General features: G+C 67.1%; 12 protein-coding genes and 1 pseudogene. All 13 read right to left on the bottom strand.

Features of this window, described 5'->3' with window-relative positions:
- Positions 1-424 precede the first annotated feature (424 nt).
- Entirely contained in the window at positions 425-1,066 is a 642-nt protein-coding gene (locus PQI07_RS36045) for a class I SAM-dependent methyltransferase (RefSeq protein ID WP_274929244.1), read from the bottom strand.
- 534 nt (positions 1,067-1,600) lie between these two features.
- A pseudogene (locus PQI07_RS36040) lies at positions 1,601-2,832 on the bottom strand (IS3 family transposase).
- A 615-nt stretch (positions 2,833-3,447) separates the two neighbouring features.
- On the bottom strand, positions 3,448-4,080 hold the full coding sequence (locus tag PQI07_RS36035) for a cytochrome b (RefSeq protein WP_274929243.1): 633 nt from the start codon (positions 4,078-4,080) through the stop codon (positions 3,448-3,450).
- A gap of 187 nt (positions 4,081-4,267) precedes the next feature.
- The gene (locus PQI07_RS36030; RefSeq protein ID WP_274929242.1) at positions 4,268-4,720 is read right to left on the bottom strand and encodes a hypothetical protein; all 453 of its coding nucleotides are present in this window, start codon (positions 4,718-4,720) and stop codon (positions 4,268-4,270) included.
- A gap of 100 nt (positions 4,721-4,820) precedes the next feature.
- Positions 4,821-5,003, bottom strand: a complete 183-nt coding sequence (locus PQI07_RS36025) for a hypothetical protein (RefSeq protein WP_274929241.1) — start codon at positions 5,001-5,003, stop codon at positions 4,821-4,823.
- A 96-nt stretch (positions 5,004-5,099) separates the two neighbouring features.
- On the bottom strand, positions 5,100-5,534 hold the full coding sequence (locus PQI07_RS36020) for a DUF411 domain-containing protein (RefSeq protein ID WP_274929240.1): 435 nt from the start codon (positions 5,532-5,534) through the stop codon (positions 5,100-5,102).
- Between the two features lie 29 nt (positions 5,535-5,563).
- A complete protein-coding gene (locus PQI07_RS38060) occupies positions 5,564-5,821 on the bottom strand; it encodes a copper-binding protein (protein WP_446721017.1) in 258 nt (85 codons plus the stop codon).
- A gap of 1,828 nt (positions 5,822-7,649) precedes the next feature.
- A complete protein-coding gene (locus PQI07_RS36015) occupies positions 7,650-8,378 on the bottom strand; it encodes a cytochrome c biogenesis CcdA family protein (protein WP_274929239.1) in 729 nt (242 codons plus the stop codon).
- Between the two features lie 136 nt (positions 8,379-8,514).
- Complete coding sequence (locus PQI07_RS36010; protein WP_274929238.1) at positions 8,515-8,790, bottom strand: copper-binding protein; 276 nt, start codon at positions 8,788-8,790, stop codon at positions 8,515-8,517.
- A gap of 451 nt (positions 8,791-9,241) precedes the next feature.
- Positions 9,242-10,240 carry an NAD(P)/FAD-dependent oxidoreductase gene (locus PQI07_RS36005; RefSeq protein WP_274929237.1) on the bottom strand — a complete coding sequence of 333 codons (999 nt, stop codon included), beginning with the start codon at positions 10,238-10,240 and terminating at the stop codon, positions 9,242-9,244.
- Positions 10,241-10,315: 75 nt separating this feature from the next.
- A complete protein-coding gene (locus tag PQI07_RS36000; protein WP_274929236.1) occupies positions 10,316-13,510 on the bottom strand; it encodes an efflux RND transporter permease subunit in 3,195 nt (1,064 codons plus the stop codon).
- The gene (locus PQI07_RS35995) at positions 13,507-15,021 is read right to left on the bottom strand and encodes an efflux RND transporter periplasmic adaptor subunit (RefSeq protein ID WP_274929235.1); all 1,515 of its coding nucleotides are present in this window, start codon (positions 15,019-15,021) and stop codon (positions 13,507-13,509) included. Before PQI07_RS35995 ends, PQI07_RS36000 begins: the two co-directional genes overlap by 4 nt.
- Positions 15,021-15,587, bottom strand: a complete 567-nt coding sequence (locus PQI07_RS37820) for a FixH family protein (protein WP_342462688.1) — start codon at positions 15,585-15,587, stop codon at positions 15,021-15,023. The genes PQI07_RS35995 and PQI07_RS37820 overlap by 1 nt, the downstream gene beginning before the upstream one ends.
- Between the last annotated feature and the right edge of the window lie 173 nt (positions 15,588-15,760).

The following is a 15,760-nucleotide window of genomic DNA, read 5'->3' as shown; positions in this document are numbered from 1 at the left end:
GGTCTCGGCAAGGCTCTTCGCAAAATCTCCTGCCGAAGATCGGACCTTGATTTTTAACATTTTGAGAAGATCTGACATGCAGCCAACTAAGACTCACACAATACATTTTTGCTCCTCCAGGGAGCGTTGAAGAAACAGTATCCTTCAGATTGAATGGAAGCCATGGCATGCTTTTCCTTGAAACCAATTGCCTTGCTGTTGCTCTGGTCGAGCGAACCCCAGTATCTCCAACCAGGACCTATGAGGAAGTCTGGGATTGGGTAACTTTTTGGCACCGCGCAGAACAGCCCTTCCGTGAACCGGCACGCGAAAGCAATGTAGGGAAGCTCCCGTGCACGTGCCCCATTTCTGCTGCCCTGGACCCTAGCCATTCGCGAGCCACACTCCTTGCATTCCGTCTTGGCGTGACCGCCCGCTTGCGCGCCTATGATGCCGCCGGCCAGAGAGATCTGTCCTCGCCGGGTCGAGCCCAGCCCTGATAGAGGTAGCTCGCTACGCGCGGACCTTGCCCGGCATAGCCGGTCTCCATCTCCTCGATGACGAACCCCGCTTCCTCAAGAAGACGGTCCACAGAGCGATCGAGATGGCAGCTGATCCGCCTCCAGAGCGGATCGAGCCGCCGCTGCCAGCGCGCGACGGGACGATCCGCAGCAAGGCCGTGCTCGATGAACAGCAGGTGCCCATCGACCCGAAGCACGCGCCGCATCTCCCTGAGAGCCTTGAGCGGATCCGGGATGCTGCACAACGTCCACGTCATGACCAGCGTGTCGATCGTCCTGCTGGCGAGCGGGATTGTCTCGGCAGAACCTTGAAGAAGAAGCACGCTCAAGCCCTGGCGACTCGCCCGCTCCCGCGTTTTGGTGAGGAGCGTCGGCGAGGGGTCAAGACCGACAATGCCGCTGACGTCTGGGCCGTAGAAAGGCAAGTTCAGGCCCGAGCCAATGCCGACCTCAAGCACCACTCCATGAGCGCGTGGGACGAGGCACGCACGGCGAACCGAGGCCTCCTCGTTGCGCAAGGCCCGGTCTATCAGGACAGGGAAGATGCAGCGCTCGTAGAAGCCCATCAGCCAGCTCGCTACAATCAGTTCATCAGAGCTCTGCACGAGAACTCACAAGGACGCAGGCCATCGTGCGGCGTCGCCAAGACGCACGCTGAGGGCTGCAGCGGCGCCGAGCGCCACGACGTGGCATGCCGCGGCGTGTGGGCCAGATCGGGGCCTTCAGCTTGCGCCGAGCAGGCGACAAGAGAACCGATAAACGTCGCCATTTCATCATCCGCACGGCTCGCGGGCCCCGGGTCCCTGAGCACAAATTCGGACAGGAGCTGCGGTTCGTTACATTATGCCTGATGCCTGGGCACGCCGCCCGCCGTTCGTGTGACAGGCACCCTGAAGTTGCGCCTCGAGCTCAAGACGGCGCATGACGTGTTCAATGGCGGCACATCCGATGACGGGGCCTAGTCTACGAAGGTGCCACGCAAGAAACTCCGGCTGGGCTCATAGAACTTTTCGGATGGAAGGACGTTAAATTGCACATCTGTTCCGAAGAGGAGAACCGAGATTGTAGCGCCCTCGGTTTGTGAGACACCGGGAAGGAGCCTACGCGGCGAGAGCCGCGGGTGAAAGTCGTGCCTGGCGGGCGGCGGCGGGCGATTGGAAGCCGAGCCGCTCGATGAGCCAAGTGGTGTTGTAGGTCTCTCGGAAGGCCAGGAGTGCGTGGCGCAAGGCCTCCAGGGTGTCGAAGCTCTGCACCCAGAGCAGGTTCTCCTTCAGCGTCCGGATGAAGCGCTCAGCGCAGCCGTTGCCCTCGGGCGCTCGCACGAAGGCGGGCGAGCTCTCCGCCCCCAAGAAGACCAACTCGGCCTGGAAGTCGTGAGCCATGTAGCAGCTGCCGTGATCGTGCCGGATGGCGAGCCCGCGTGCCACGTCCTTGGCGACGGCGCCGAAATGGCGGCGGACGCCCTGGCGCAGCGGCTCCAGCGCCTCGAAGCGGGTGCCGCGCCGGGCGGCATGGATGCCGACGCACTCGGCGTTGTGATGATCGATGGCGATGAATACCGCGACCTGTCCCTCGCCCGTCCAGGTCGTAGTCATGTCGGTGCCCCACATCGTGTTCAGCGCCTCGGGGATGATGGTGCCGTCGTGGTTGCGCGGGCCCCGGGAGGATCCGACGCGGGCGGGGGCGAGCAGATCGTGCTCGCGCATCAGCCGCAGCACGCGCTGTTTGGAGGTGCGCACGCCAGCCACGCGCAGCCGTGCCCAGACCTTGCGGTGGCCTTCACCGTGGAACGGGCTGGCGGCCAGGACGCCGCGGATCCGCGCCACCAGGTCCGCGTCCGGCATCGGGCCGGTCGGTCCAGGCCGCTGGGCCCGCGGCCTTGCGGGATGACGCTGCCGATAGACGCTGGCGCGCGCGGTCCGCCAGACCCGGCAGACCCAGGCCAGACCGTAAGGCGTGTTGCGGCTCGGCGAGGGGGTCCGGCTCATGGCCTCCACCTCCGCCGCGCTAAAGGGCGGCCGCTCTCCAGGAGCGCGATCTTGGCCTCCAGAAGCTCGCGCTCCAGCAGCATCTCACCGAGCTTGGCCTTCAGACGGGCGCTCTCCAGCGCCTCGCCATCGGTCGCGCGGGTCGCCAGGTGGGCCTCGCCGCCGGACAGAAAGGCATCGCGCCAGTCGCTCAAGGTCGCTGCCGTGACGCCCAGCTCGCGAGAGACCATCTCCAGGTCCTCACCGCGGATCAGCCGCAGCACCGCATTGCGCTTGCGCTGCCGGGACATCCGCCCGCCTCGCCCCGGACCTGCCGCCACGGCCGTCGTTGTCTCTGTCGTCATCATCCACCTCTGCTGCGGACAGCGTCCGCTAACGAGGTGTCTCACTCAACCCTAGGGCGCAGGAAGATGCACCAGACGACACTCGCCCTCGCGACGTCACTGGCTCTAACGGTTGCCGGCGCGGCCTTCGCGCAAACGCCTGCACCTCCCGGAAGTACCGAGAACAACCTCAACGATCCCGGCAGTGTGAAAAGCAACCAGGAGAAGAGCTTGGAGGCAACGACAGGCCGCCCGGGCACGACCGCTCCGGCTACGGCAGGGACAGTCACGGCGCCCGGCTCGCGGATGAGCACCGACAGCGCGCCTCCGACCGCCACAGGCAGCAGCGTCGCCCCCTCACGCTAACCCGCCAGCAGGCTACGATGGAGAGACCGGGCCGTTGTCCGGTCTCTATTTGGTTTCCGGGAGGCCGGTGACCGCTCGACCCGATTGTCTAGCCCCAAATTGATGGGTCGGGTCAGGCCTGAACGGGGGAGATGCCGCAGCCCCTGGCGTGAGCACCTTTGGTCCGATCCTCCGTACCGTCACGACCTGATCTCAGCCGCAGGACTGGTGTCAGTGATGACGACTGACCTGCCGACAGCCTGCCGAACAGGGTCCTCCGTCTGACTCGATTTATTTCTGCTCTCTGCGGCTGCGCCACGCGCGCAGAGCCGGGACGATGCGGGCGAGGATGTCGTCCCTGTAGACGAAGTGGTGGAACAAGGCCGCGGATGCATGCAGTGCGATCACACCCATCGTCATCCAGGCCAGGACAGAGTGGAGAGAAAAGGCGGCTGCGCGGTTCGGGATCGGAGCCGGGTCGAGGCTCGGCAGCACGAACCAGTCGAAAACGTAGGGGTTGAGGTGGCAGCAGCCCGGGGCCGAGACGATGCTCCACCCGGCCAGCGGAAGAGCAACCATCAGCACGTAAAGCGCCGTGTGCGTTGCGCGCGCGGTTAGACGCTGCCAGACCGGCATGTGCTCCGGAAGCGCTGGCCATGGACGCAGCAAGCGCACCAGAATCCTGAGCACCACGAGCGCGAGCAGGGCTAAGCCGAATGAGGCGTGCAGGTTGTAGACCGTCCAGTGCCCTACATCGCAGCAGGACGAGAGCCGGTGCACGAACACCCCGCCCGCGAGGGCGCCGAACATGGCGACCGCGGCAAGCCAGTGGAAGATGACGGACAGGGTGGCCGGCCACCGGGGGCCCTGCGGCGCAGGATCGGCCCGCAGCGCGCTCGTACTTGGATCGGGATTGCTGGCCATCGTGCTCGAACTCGAGAAAGGCAAAAAGGAAGGGATGTGACGAGCCCCTCATAGGCGAGTTGCGGCCCGCCGGAGAGAGGCCAAGTAGCAGGTGAGCCTGCACGGAAAGGGCCGGCGCACCATCGTGCGCCGGCCCTTGACGAGGCATCGGACCTCTGAACTCGCTTGGCAGGCTCAGGACAGCTCGTTACTGCGGCTTGGTCGGGGTCGAGGGCTGGGCCTGCCCGGCGTTGAGACGCTGCTCCAACTGGTTCACGCGCTCCTGCAGCGCGGTCACATCGGCCCCCTGCTGTTGCCCCATGCCGCCGCCCTGCGGCTGACCCATACCGCCCATCCCCATCATGCCCATCATCCCGCAGCCGCCCTGCTTGCCGCCGCCTTGGCCCATGCCGCCGCCTTGCGGCTGGCCCATGCCGCCCATCCCCATCATGCCCATGCCGCCTTGCTTGCCGCCACCCATGCCCATGCCACCTTGCTGGCCGCCGCCCATTTTCATGCCGCCCATGCCACCGCCCTGCTGCGTCTTCTGATCGCCGCCTTGGGAAGAGGGTTGGTCGTTCATGCCCTGGGCAAGCGCCAAGCCCGCCGTGAGAACGAAGGCGATCGCGGCCGAGGTCGGAAGGATCGTCGAGAGTTTCATCGGATGTCTCCATCGTGGTGAAAAGTGGGTTCCGCCGCCCGGATTCGCGCGGCAGTGGCTAACGATCAGGACAGCTTGTGTCCCACCGCTAACACCTTGTTCAGGCCGGGGCCCGGCGTGAGCGCCAGAGGCGGCCGAGGAAGTGGACCAATGCCCGTGCCAACGCAGCGCTCGCCATGATGAACGCAACGACGGCCGTGAGCGCCAGGAACACGAAGAGCCACGTGATCGGGCTACCCTGCAGCAGCCAGCCCCACGACAGGACATTTCCACCCTGCATCATCCCGCACATCTGTTCTCAACCTTCATCAGCCGTTCTTGATTGGCTCTCCCGCCCTGGCCAGCCGCTTGCACCTGGGTCAGGATACCGGCCCGCGCGCTACTCACGTGCGAAGACCTTTGGGTCGCCATCACCGATCTCGTAGATCGTGAACGGCTCCGTCTTCTCGCCGTCCATGCCGGGCGAGCCTGCGGGCATGCCGGGCAGCGAGATGCCCTTGATGGCCGGGCGCTCGGCCAGCAGGCGCTTGACCTGCGCCACCGGCACGTGTCCCTCGACGACGTAGCCGTTGATGAGCAGGGTGTGGCAGCCCTGGAGCGCCTCCGGCACGCCGTGCTCGCGCTTGAGTGCGGTCAGCGTGGCGGTCGGCGTCACGGTGACCGGGATCCCGCTACGCTGAAGCACCTTGGCGTAGGCATCGCAGCATTCGCATTGCGGGTTCTTGTAGAGGATCGCGGTCTGCGCCGCTTGCGCCACCCCCATTCCGGGGGTGGCAAGGGCGAGGAACACCGCCAGGACCGTGCGTCGCTTCATTGTCTTACGTTCTCCAGACGGGTTTTGCTTCAGGATGATGGGGTGGACTCGACCGGGTATGGGATCCCTCGCCACCGCGAGGGCTCCACCTTGGTACCCGGCTGGAGCTTCATGAGATCAACCGGCGGAGCCACCGGCAGCGCCATCTCCATAGCAGCCCAGCGGAGCGCCGAGATTGGCTTACGGTTCAATCTGAGCGTGGCTTGCCCAACATCCGGGACCACGACCGTCTCGGTACAGCTGGCGGTCTGCCCTTCCGCGGATCCCGATCCTGTTGTCCCGCTCATCTCCAACAAGCCTCGCTTGCCTCCCGCATCGATTGTCTCGGCCCTAACTGGAGTTCGGGCCGCTGCGAGCAATCGTTACAGGGAGCCAAGCGATCTCCCCGCCCAGCCCCTTCCGGGCCTGACGCTACCACCCACCGGAGCCAGGCGTGACGGCACCGGGTTATTCTGACAGCGCGAACTTGTTTCTATTCGGAAGGTTGGCGCTGGCTCAGGTGCGATCACTGCCGTCGCTCCTATGCCGCATGCCCTTCGCGCAGACAGCGAGCATGGCGGCACATGGCAAGAGCAGGAGCACGGGCAAGAATGCCGCAGTTCCAGACCAGGACGAGCCAAGCCCGATACCACCGGCAGCCAGAAAACCGGCCGCGAGAACACCGGCACCGCTCCGGCTCCGAACTGTGCCAGCAACCGCACGAGCTAAAGGCAGGTGGGGCTTTCGAGCCGGGACACTGTCGCGTGTTGGCATCCTGAACACCTCTGAGCTTGACGAACCATATTCTGACTCGCGGACCCACCTTGAGCATCGATCACGCCCTCGGGTCCGCACCACACGCGGGCCCGAGGGCGTGATCGGGTGCAGAGTGCCGGTCGCCCGTTCCGCCAACCAGTCTGCTCGTGCGCGCGCTCGACTTCATCACCGCTGAAGAAAACCGCGACCGGCGGAGGGGACCGGTCGCGGCAAGCAGGCCGGACAGGCCAGAGAGGGGGCTTCCATTGGTTCCCCGACCCATCCTGACGCGCCCAACCCGAGACGAACGGGATGGGCTCGCCGCCCCAGCGATAAACAAGGGCGGCCTGACCGCGGGCCGTTGAAGGAACGGGCTTTCTTCGCAGGACCGCGATTCGAAATCTCATGAGCAGCGTTGCAACAGCATGACATCCGCACGAACAAACCGCTCCGCGCATCTTGTGCTGTGACTGACAATGCGCTCAGCCCTAGCCTCGGTACCTAAGCATCGTTGCCTCCAGAGCAGATAGAAGATCTCTGTCACGTAATGCATGGCCGCACGTGTACGGCGCTTGCGCAGTGAGACGCGACGGTGCCGGCAGAGGTGGCGAACAAACTGGGATCAAGCCTTTTCCACAATCCGGCAATGCCTCATGCGGCAAGCCTACGCGGGTCGCTGCGGTGACGAACCAAAATTCGGGGCCCGGCGGCAAACGGTTACATATTTTGTCGCGGCACCTGGCGGGACACGATCCTCCCCCACGCCCCATCCGGCGTCTCAGCAAATACGGCCGCAAGCGCAGCCACAGCCGCCCTCCCCGGCTCGCCTCAGGCGCCCGAGTAACCGACCGCACCCGAATTACGGATTAACGGACGGACGACCGGCGGCAGCCGGCCGCATCAGCAACTCTGCGCGAGGGAGCTTGACCTTGAGACGGGTCACAAGCGGCGAGGGCGGGCTTAGTCGGCCGGCCGCGGTCATATCCCTGAATTGCGCTCAGGGTCACGAAACTGTGACGCCGGGGGTGAGCCCAGGGCCGCAGGCGTGCCGAGCGTTGTGAGCCACAGTTCAGCGATTGAGGAGGCGTATCATGTCGGCGTGTCTCAGTGATCTCGAATACCAGGTTCTGCAAGCCTTCCGGTGCGCGCTCGCCGATAGCCAGTTCGATGCAGCCGAACATCTCCTGCGCGCCCTGGAGTCCCTGGATCAGATACCCGGCGGGGATACCCTACGCGACGCCTGCCGCCGGTCCTTGCTGGAAAAAACGGAGCTGCTTCCGCATCAGCGACGCGCAGCACTCCCGTCCAGCGCCTAACCCGAGGGCCGTATTCCGGCAGCCCGGGAGCGAAGCGCTCGTCCGGGCGCGCTCTTTGCGGTGTTCAGCCGATGTTGGCGAGTGCGGGAAACAGGTCCAGGAACCATCCAGCCATGCTGGTCATGTGACCCGTCATCATGGCGGCCCCCATCGCGATCATCACGCCCCCGCTGAAGATCTGCAGAAGGCGGCCAACACGCCGAAGGGTGCGGAGCCGACCGACGAAGCCGCCCATGAACAGCGCGGCCAGAACGAATGGCAGCCCCAGCCCTGCCGAGTAGAGGGCGAGAAGGGCGATTCCGCTGGCGTTCGCTGAGGTGGCCGAGACGGCCAGGATCGTGCCGAGCACCGGGCCGATACAGGGCGTCCAACCGAACGCGAAGGCCGCGCCGAGCAGAAAAGCCGCTCCTGGCCCGCCTGCCGTGCCACCGTGCCAGCGCAACTCGTGCGCAAGCAGCCTCAGGCGAAAGAGGCCGGTGGTGAACAGGCCGAACACGATGACGACGCCGCCGCTGACGACCCCGGCCTCGTAAAGGTAGGCGCGCAGCAAGCCGCTGACGGCGTTGGCGCCCGCCCCCAGGGCCACGAACACGGTCGAGAAGCCCAGCACGAAGCACAGGCTCAACACTAAAGTCCTGGCCCGGCGCGGGATTGCCTGGCCTGCCAGAGCGACGTTCTGGCCAGCGATATAAGATATGTAGCCCGGTACGAGCGGCAGCACGCAAGGAGACAGGAATGAGATCGCGCCGGCCGCGAAGGCGCTCACAATTCCAACGTTCGATAGGCCAGCCATGACAGAGAGCTTTCAGAGAAGATGAAGCGTCGCTGGACCGGCTGACCGGCGCACCCGATCCAGCCTCGATCTGGCATGGGACCGCAGCAGCCGCGAAGGCGGGCCGAATTCATCGGCCCGCCCTTGCTGGCAAGGGCTAGGGAGCCGCCTCGAGGGACTCGACGGTGTAGGTCCCGTCCGTGCCCTTTTTCAGGGTGAACTTCACCTTGGCACCAGGCTTGGCCTTACCGAGGTCGACGGACTTGGCCGCAGTCACCTCCATGGACATGGCCGGCCAGTTGAAGGCCGGGATCGGCTCGTGGTTGAGCTTGATCTTGCGTTGTGGCGCGTCGACCGACTCGACCGTGCCGACCCCAGAGGCACTCGTCGCCTGCGGGGCCTTGCTGTCGCCCATACCGGGCATGTTCGGCATGCCCTGACCAGCATGCGCAAAGGTCTGACCTGCCAGGATAATGGCAGGCGCCAGGCCGAGGAGCCGTGCGGCTTTGAGCAGGAGCTCGGGGGAACGCCGGAAGGAGTGAGGGGACTGGAACAAAGGAAATTCTCCTGTCTCTTGCTGAGATAAGGCCGGACCTCACGTGCGCAGAGGTCGCGACCGCGGGCGACAACGGTCTCGCTACCCGGAGGGCAGCCGGCACCCGCCCGTTTTGATGCCGGCCTCGACCAGCAGGCCGAGGCCATCCGAATGCTGAGGCCCTGCCCGTCTTCTTTCCGCCGCATGAGCAGTGACGGACGGCGGATCCTCTCGGGCGCAGGCCCGTGAAGTCAGGGCCTGGGATTTGGGGGTCTGACCGCGTCGGCCGCCCTAGGCAGCAGCTCTCGCGATCCCGCTGCCGCAGGCAGGCCTGTCTCATCGGCCGAGTTCAGCCCAGCTGTGCCTCGCGCGACGGCGTGCAGCAGGTGCCGAGGCTCTGAGCCGAGAATGAGAGGGTGTCGTCGGAAGCCGTTTTTGGTGAGGGCACCCCGCGCAGGCGGTTGTGGATCGCTGTCGCGGCGATGGCGGCCTGGCCCATCGCGACGCTGATCTGGTCGAGGCTGCGCACCACGTCGCCGGCGGCGAACAGGCCGTCGGTCGAACTGCGCTGGTGCGCGTCCGTGACCACGCAGCCCTTGTCGTCCAGATGCGTGCCGAGGCCGCGCACGAGGTCGGACCGGGCGTCGCTGCCCAGCGCCGCGTAGAGCACGTCGAACGACCGGCACTCCCCACCGAGCATGTCGAGCGCACGGACCTGATCCCCCTCGACGACAACGCGCCTGACCGGCGCCTCGACGACCGCGATCTCGGCCTGGGCCGCCTGCCGCCGCTCCTCCTCCGTCAACGTCAGGGGCCGACCCAGCGACAGCAGGGTGATGTCGGAGGCGTAGGTTCGCAGGAACAGGGCCTCGTGCAGGCCGCTGTTGCCGTGTCCGATGACGCCGACGCGCCGGCCCATCGCCTCGTAGCCGTCACAGATCCCGCAGTGACGCACCAGCCCGCGCCGGATCACATCCGACACGTCCGGCAACTTCGGCTCGCGGTCGACGACCCCGGTCGCCAGCAGGATGGTCCGGGCCAGGATCGGCTCCCGGTCGAGCGTGGCGACGAAGATGGCGTCCGGCCGGCGCTCCAATCGGGTGACGGAGCCCGGAACGATATGGGCGCCGTACTTGCGTGCCTGCGCCGCCATCCGGCGGAGGAGGACGGGCCCGGGTATGCCGTCCGGGAAGCCCGCGTGATTGTGCGAGGTCGGGATCAGGGCCGCCCGGCTCTGGCCGGCGTCGACCACCTGGAAGCGCCTGCGATACCGGGCCAGGTAGATGGCAGCCGTCAGGCCGGCCGGTCCACCGCCGACCACGAGACAATCCAACACTCTCTCCGACATGGTCTCCAAGGTCCTCACGTTGCTGGATGACGGCTTGTCACGGTGGCCGGAAGTGCGTGGGGGACGACCCCGGGCTCACTCGGCGGGATTGACGAGGCGCGGCGGCAGGCGGACCGGGGCTTGGCCGGCCGTTGACGAGCCCGGCTGGCTCCGGCTCTGGTGCGGGAGCCCCCGCGCCTTGACCAAGCCGTAGATGGCCGGGATGACGACGAGCGTCAGGACGGTCGAGGAGACCATTCCGCCGATCATCGGTACCGCGATGCGTTGCATCACCTCGGAGCCCGAGCCCGTGCTCCACAGGATCGGCACCAGGCCGGCCATGATCGCCACCACCGTCATCATCTTCGGGCGCACGCGCTCGACCGCGCCCACCATGATCGCCCGATAGAGGTCCGCGCGCGTCGCCTCACGGCCTGCGGCGGCAACCGCGGCCCGCTGCTCGTCCCAGGCGTGGTCGAGGTAGATCAGCATGATCACCCCGGTCTCGGCCGCCACACCCGCCAGGGCGATAAAGCCGACCGCCACCGCGACCGACATGTTGAAGCCCATCCACCACATCAGCCAGACCCCACCGACCACGGAGAACGGCAGCGACAGCATGACGATGAGCGTCTCGGTCAGGCGGCGGAAGTTGAGGTAGAGCAGCAGGAAGATGATCAGCAGGGTCACGGGCACCACGATCTTCAGGCGGGCCTCGGCCCGCTCCAGGTACTCGAATTGGCCGCTCCACTGCAGCGTGGTCCCCTGCGGGAGCTTGACCTCGCTGGCCACGGCCGCCCGTGCCTCGTTCACGTAGCCGCCGAGGTCGCGCCCCGTGATGTCGACGAAGATGTAGACCGCGAGCTGCCCGTTCTCGGTGCGGATCGAGGTGGGGCCGCGGGTGAGCTGGACCTTGGCCACCTCGCCGAGCGGGACGGTGCCGCCATTCGGCATCGGCACCTGCACCTCGGTCGCGATGGATTGGGGGTCCGAGCGGAAGGCGCGCGGGTAGCGCACGTTCACGGTGTAGCGCTCGCGGCCCTCGACCGTGTTCGTGACGCTGTCGCCGCCGAGCGCCATGGCGATGACGTCCTGGACGTCGCCGACCATGAGGCCGTAGCGCCCGAGCGCCTCCCGGTCCGGCGTGATGTCGAGGAAGTAGCCGCCGATCACCCGCTCGGCATAGGCGCTCGACGTGCCGGGCACGGCCCGCACGACCGCCTCGACCTCGCGGGAGACCTTCTCCATCTCGGCCAGGTCCTTGCCGTAGACCTTGATGCCGACCGGGGTGCGGATGCCGGTGGCCAGCATGTCGATGCGGGCGCGGATCGGCTGCGTCCAGGCGTTCGAGACGCCCGGGAACTGCAGGGCCTTGTCCATCTCGGCCTTGAGGCTCGCCAGCGTCACGCCGGGGCGCCACTCGGCCTTCGGCCTCAGGCTGATGATGGTCTCGAACATCTCGGTCGGCGCCGGGTCGGTCGCCGTCGAAGCGCGCCCCGCCTTGCCGTAGACGGTCGCGACCTCGGGGAAGGACTTGATGATCCGGTCCTGGGTCGCGAGCAGCTCGCCCGCCTTGGTCACCGAGATGCCCGGCAGGGTCGTGGGCATGTACATCAGGGTGCCCTCGTTCAGGTCCGGCATGAACTCGGAGCCGAGCTGGCGCGCCGGCCAGATCGTCAGGGCGAGCGCTGCCGCGGCGACCAGAATGGTCAGGACCTTGGCCCTGAGCACGCCCTTGATCACCGGCCGATAAATCCAGATCAGGAAGCGGTTGAGGGGATTCCTGTGCTCGGGGACGATCCGGCCGCGCACGAACAGCACCATCAGGGCCGGCACCAGCGTCACCGACAGCACGGCCGCGGCGGCCATCGAAAAGGTCTTGGTGAAGGCGAGCGGCCCGAACAGCCGGCCCTCCTGGCTCTCCAGGGTGAAGATGGGGAGGAAGGAGACCGTGATCACGAGCAGGCTGAAGAACAGCGAGGGGCCGACCTCCGCCGCCGCCTCCACCAGGATCTCCACGCGCGGCTTGCCCGGCGGGGCGCGCTCCAGGTGCTTGTGCGCGTTCTCGATCATGACGATGGCCGCGTCGATCATCGCGCCGACCGCGATGGCGATGCCGCCGAGCGACATGATGTTGGCGCCGATGCCAAGCAGGTGCATGCCCCCGAGCGCCATCAGGATGCCCACCGGCAGCATCAGGATGGCGACGAGCGCGCTGCGCAGGTGGAGCAGGAACACGATGCAGACGAGCGCCACGATGACGCTTTCCTCGATGAGCGTGTGCTTCAGGGTCTCGATGGCCGACTCGATCAGCTGGGAGCGGTCGTAGACCGGCACGATCTCGGTGCCCTTGGGCAGGCTTTTCGCCACCTCGGCGAGGCGTGCCTTGGCGCCCTCGATGACGTTGAGGGCGTTGGCGCCGAAGCGCTGCAGGATGATGCCGCCGGCGACCTCGCCCTCGCCGTTCATCTCGGTGATGCCGCGGCGCTCGTCCGGCCCGAGCTCGACCCGCGCGACGTCCCGCACCCGCAGCGGCGTGCCGCCCGCCGTCTTGAGGACGATGTTCTCGATGTCGGCCACGCTCCTCACGTAGCCGCGCCCGCGCACCATGAACTCGAACTCGGACAATTCGACCGTGCGGCCGCCGACGTCGGCGTTGCTCGACCGGATCGCGTCCCGGAGCTTGCCGAGCGAGACGCCCTGCGCGCGCAACCGGTTCGGGTCGACCACGACGTTGTACTGCTTCACGAAGCCGCCGACCCCCGCGACCTCGGCCACGCCCTCGGCCCGCGAGGCGCCGAAGCGCACCACCCAGTCCTGAAGCGAGCGCAGCTCGGCCAGCGTCTGCTGTTTGGCCAGGATGACGTACTGGTAGACCCAGCCCACGCCCGTCGCGTCGGGCCCGAGCGTCGGCGTGACGCCCGCCGGCAGGCGCTTGGCGGCCGCATTGAGGTATTCGAGCACGCGCGAGCGGGCCCAGTACGGGTCGGTGCCGTCCTCGAAGATGACGTAGACGAACGAGACGCCGAAGAACGAGAAGCCGCGCACCACCTTCGACTTCGGCACCGTCAGCATCGCGGTGGTCAGGGGGTAGGTCACCTGGTCCTCGATCACCTGGGGCGCCTGGCCCGGATACTCGGTGTAGACGATGGTCTGCACGTCCGAGAGGTCCGGGATGGCGTCGAGCGGCAGGGTGCGCACGCTGTAGAGGCCGGCCGCCACCACGAATACGGTGCCGATCAGGACCAGCACGAGGTTGCGGGCCGACCAGCCGATGAGGCGGGCGATCATGGCTGCTTCTCCTCGGCCTGGGCCTGCGGCTCGGCGGGGGACTTGGGCGCCGCCATGCTCTGCAGCGCCGCCTTCAGATTGCTCTCGGCATCGATCAGGAAGTTGGCCGCAGTCACGACCTGCTCGCCGGCCTGCACGCCCTCGCGGATCTCCGTAAAGCCGTTGCCCCGAGCGCCGACCTGGACCGCACGCGGCTCGAAGCGGCCCTCGCCCTTGTCGACGAGCACGACTTGGCGTGCCCCGGTGTCGATGACGGCGTCGTTCGGCACCGCGACGACGGGCTTCGCCGACCCGGTCCCGATCTCGACATCGGCGTACATGTCGGGCAGCAGCACCCCGTCGGGGTTGGCCAATTCGATGCGCACGCGGGTGGTGCGCGTCTCCATGGCCACCTGCGGATAGATGAGCCCGATCTTGCCGGTGAAGGCGCGACCGGGCAGCGAGCGCACGCGCACGGTCGCGGCCTGACCGACCTTCACGCTGCCGAGCTCGTGCTCGGGCACGTCGGCGAGCACCCACATCACCGAGATGTCGCCGATCCGGAACAGGGTCGCGCCGGCCGACGCCTTCATGCCCTCGACCGCCCCGCGTTCGAGGACGACGCCGTCCCGCGGGGACGACCAGGTGATGGCCATGGGCACCGTCCGGGTCCGCTCCATCTCGGCGATGGCCGCGGCCGGCACGTTCAGGTTCTGCAGGCGCCGGCGCGAGCCATCGAAGCCGGGGTTTGCGATGAGCTGCGCAGCCGCGGCGTTGATCTCGGGCGAATAGACCTGGACCAGCGGCTGGTCCTTGCGGACACGGTCACCGGTCGTGACGTTCTCGACATGGTCGACGAAGGCGTCGGAGCGGGTGGCCACCACGGTGACCCGGCGCTCGTCCAGCGTGACGGTGCCCGGCACCCGCACGGGGCGGCTCACGACGCGCCGCTCCACGGCCTCCGACCGCACCCCGGTGCGCTGGATCTTGCCGGGCGAGATCTTGACCGTTTTCCCGTCCTCGGCCTCGCCTTCGTAGACGGGGATGTAGTCCATCCCCATCGAATCCTTCTTCGGCTTCGGCGAGGTGTCCGGCAGGCCCATCGGGTTGCGGTAGTAGAGAACTTTCTTCGCACCGGTCTCGGCCATGCCAGGGCTGCCGGCGTCGGCCGTCGCCGCCGGCTTGGGATCGAAGCCGACGTCCTCGCCGACCCGCACGGGGCGATAGGTGCGCCCATCCGGCGTGGTGGTCGGAACGAGCGCATAGGTGGCCTTGCCGTCAGGGTCGCGGTAGTAGAGCACCGGACCGTCGGGCGTCGCTCCTCCCTCGTCCTTGACCAAGAGCGCGGAGACCGAGGCCGGCAGCCAGGTCGGTCGGGGCCAGCGAGCCTCGCCGGCCTTCAGGCCAAGGGCGAGGGCGCCCACGAGCGCCCCCGGCACGAGCAGGCCGCCAGCGAGCCGGAACGCCATGTGCCGGCGCGCGCCCCGTCGTCCCTGTGCCTTGCCAATCTGATAAGGTGTCATCTGGTCCATCAGGGCACCGCCTTAAGGTCGAGATGGCTTTGGATGGTGCCGGTCTCGCCCTGTACCTTGGCAGCGAGCGAGAGCCGCCAGTCGCCGGCCATCGTGAGATTGGTTTTGAACCGGTAAAGGCCGGGCTCGGTCGCGGACTGCGGCTCCAGTTCCGTCGTCATGGTGGGCATGCCCGAGGGCGCCATGTCGAGGCGGTGAGCGAACACGACCGCGTCGGGAATGGGCTTGCCCGTCGGCTTGTGCACGAGGCGCACCGCCAGAACCGCCTCGCCCTGCTTGGCTCGGGCGTCGGTCAGCTCGAAAGCATAGTCCTTGAGCGCGACCGGTGTGCCGGCGCTGGTGGGGGTAGCCCCTGGAGTCGGCAGCCAGCTGGCGAGCGAGGCGGGCACGTGCTCGGTGATCGAACTCGGAATCGTCCAAGTCCCGCGCCCCAGGCCATAACCGATCGCAGCCGAGGCCGAGAGCGCGAGGACGACCAGGATCGACCACACGAGCCATCGTCCCCTGCCACGAGCGGGCACGGTCTCGAACTCCTCGAACTCGTGGAAAGGCGTGTTCTGATGCATCACAACTCTCGCCAGAAGGCCGTACCTGCCCCTGTGTCTCTCGCTCGGCCCGGCACCGTCTCGCAGGCAGGGACCCCCGGCCCCCGGTGAGGCTCCTCCGGAAGAAGCTGCCCAGAGAGAGAGGGAGGGCGTGCTGAATTCCGCACGCTCCAGGCCCGGTCCGATCACACCGC

The sequence above is a fragment of the Methylobacterium sp. 092160098-2 genome (assembly GCF_028920805.1).
In the GTDB taxonomy this organism is placed as follows: Bacteria; Pseudomonadota; Alphaproteobacteria; order Rhizobiales; family Beijerinckiaceae; genus Methylobacterium; species Methylobacterium fujisawaense.
The sequence above is the reverse complement of the archived record's forward strand: the minus strand, read 5'-3'. Positions and strand labels throughout refer to the sequence as shown.

Excerpts from the sequence above, each read along its gene's own strand:
- PQI07_RS36045 (WP_274929244.1), bottom strand. The coding sequence starts at position 1,066 with ATGGGCTTCTACGAGCGCTGCATCTTCCCTGTCCTGATAGACCGGGCC.
- PQI07_RS36035 (WP_274929243.1), bottom strand. The coding sequence starts at position 4,080 with ATGGCCAGCAATCCCGATCCAAGTACGAGCGCGCTGCGGGCCGATCCT.
- PQI07_RS38060 (WP_446721017.1), bottom strand. The coding sequence starts at position 5,821 with ATGAGCGGGACAACAGGATCGGGATCCGCGGAAGGGCAGACCGCCAGC.
- PQI07_RS36025 (WP_274929241.1), bottom strand. The coding sequence starts at position 5,003 with ATGATGCAGGGTGGAAATGTCCTGTCGTGGGGCTGGCTGCTGCAGGGT.
- PQI07_RS36030 (WP_274929242.1), bottom strand. The coding sequence starts at position 4,720 with ATGAAACTCTCGACGATCCTTCCGACCTCGGCCGCGATCGCCTTCGTT.
- PQI07_RS36020 (WP_274929240.1), bottom strand. The coding sequence starts at position 5,534 with ATGAAGCGACGCACGGTCCTGGCGGTGTTCCTCGCCCTTGCCACCCCC.
- PQI07_RS36015 (WP_274929239.1), bottom strand. The coding sequence starts at position 8,378 with ATGGCTGGCCTATCGAACGTTGGAATTGTGAGCGCCTTCGCGGCCGGC.
- PQI07_RS36000 (WP_274929236.1), bottom strand. The coding sequence starts at position 13,510 with ATGATCGCCCGCCTCATCGGCTGGTCGGCCCGCAACCTCGTGCTGGTC.
- PQI07_RS35995 (WP_274929235.1), bottom strand. The coding sequence starts at position 15,021 with ATGGACCAGATGACACCTTATCAGATTGGCAAGGCACAGGGACGACGG.
- PQI07_RS36010 (WP_274929238.1), bottom strand. The coding sequence starts at position 8,790 with ATGCCGAACATGCCCGGTATGGGCGACAGCAAGGCCCCGCAGGCGACG.
- PQI07_RS36005 (WP_274929237.1), bottom strand. The coding sequence starts at position 10,240 with ATGTCGGAGAGAGTGTTGGATTGTCTCGTGGTCGGCGGTGGACCGGCC.
- PQI07_RS37820 (WP_342462688.1), bottom strand. The coding sequence starts at position 15,587 with ATGCATCAGAACACGCCTTTCCACGAGTTCGAGGAGTTCGAGACCGTG.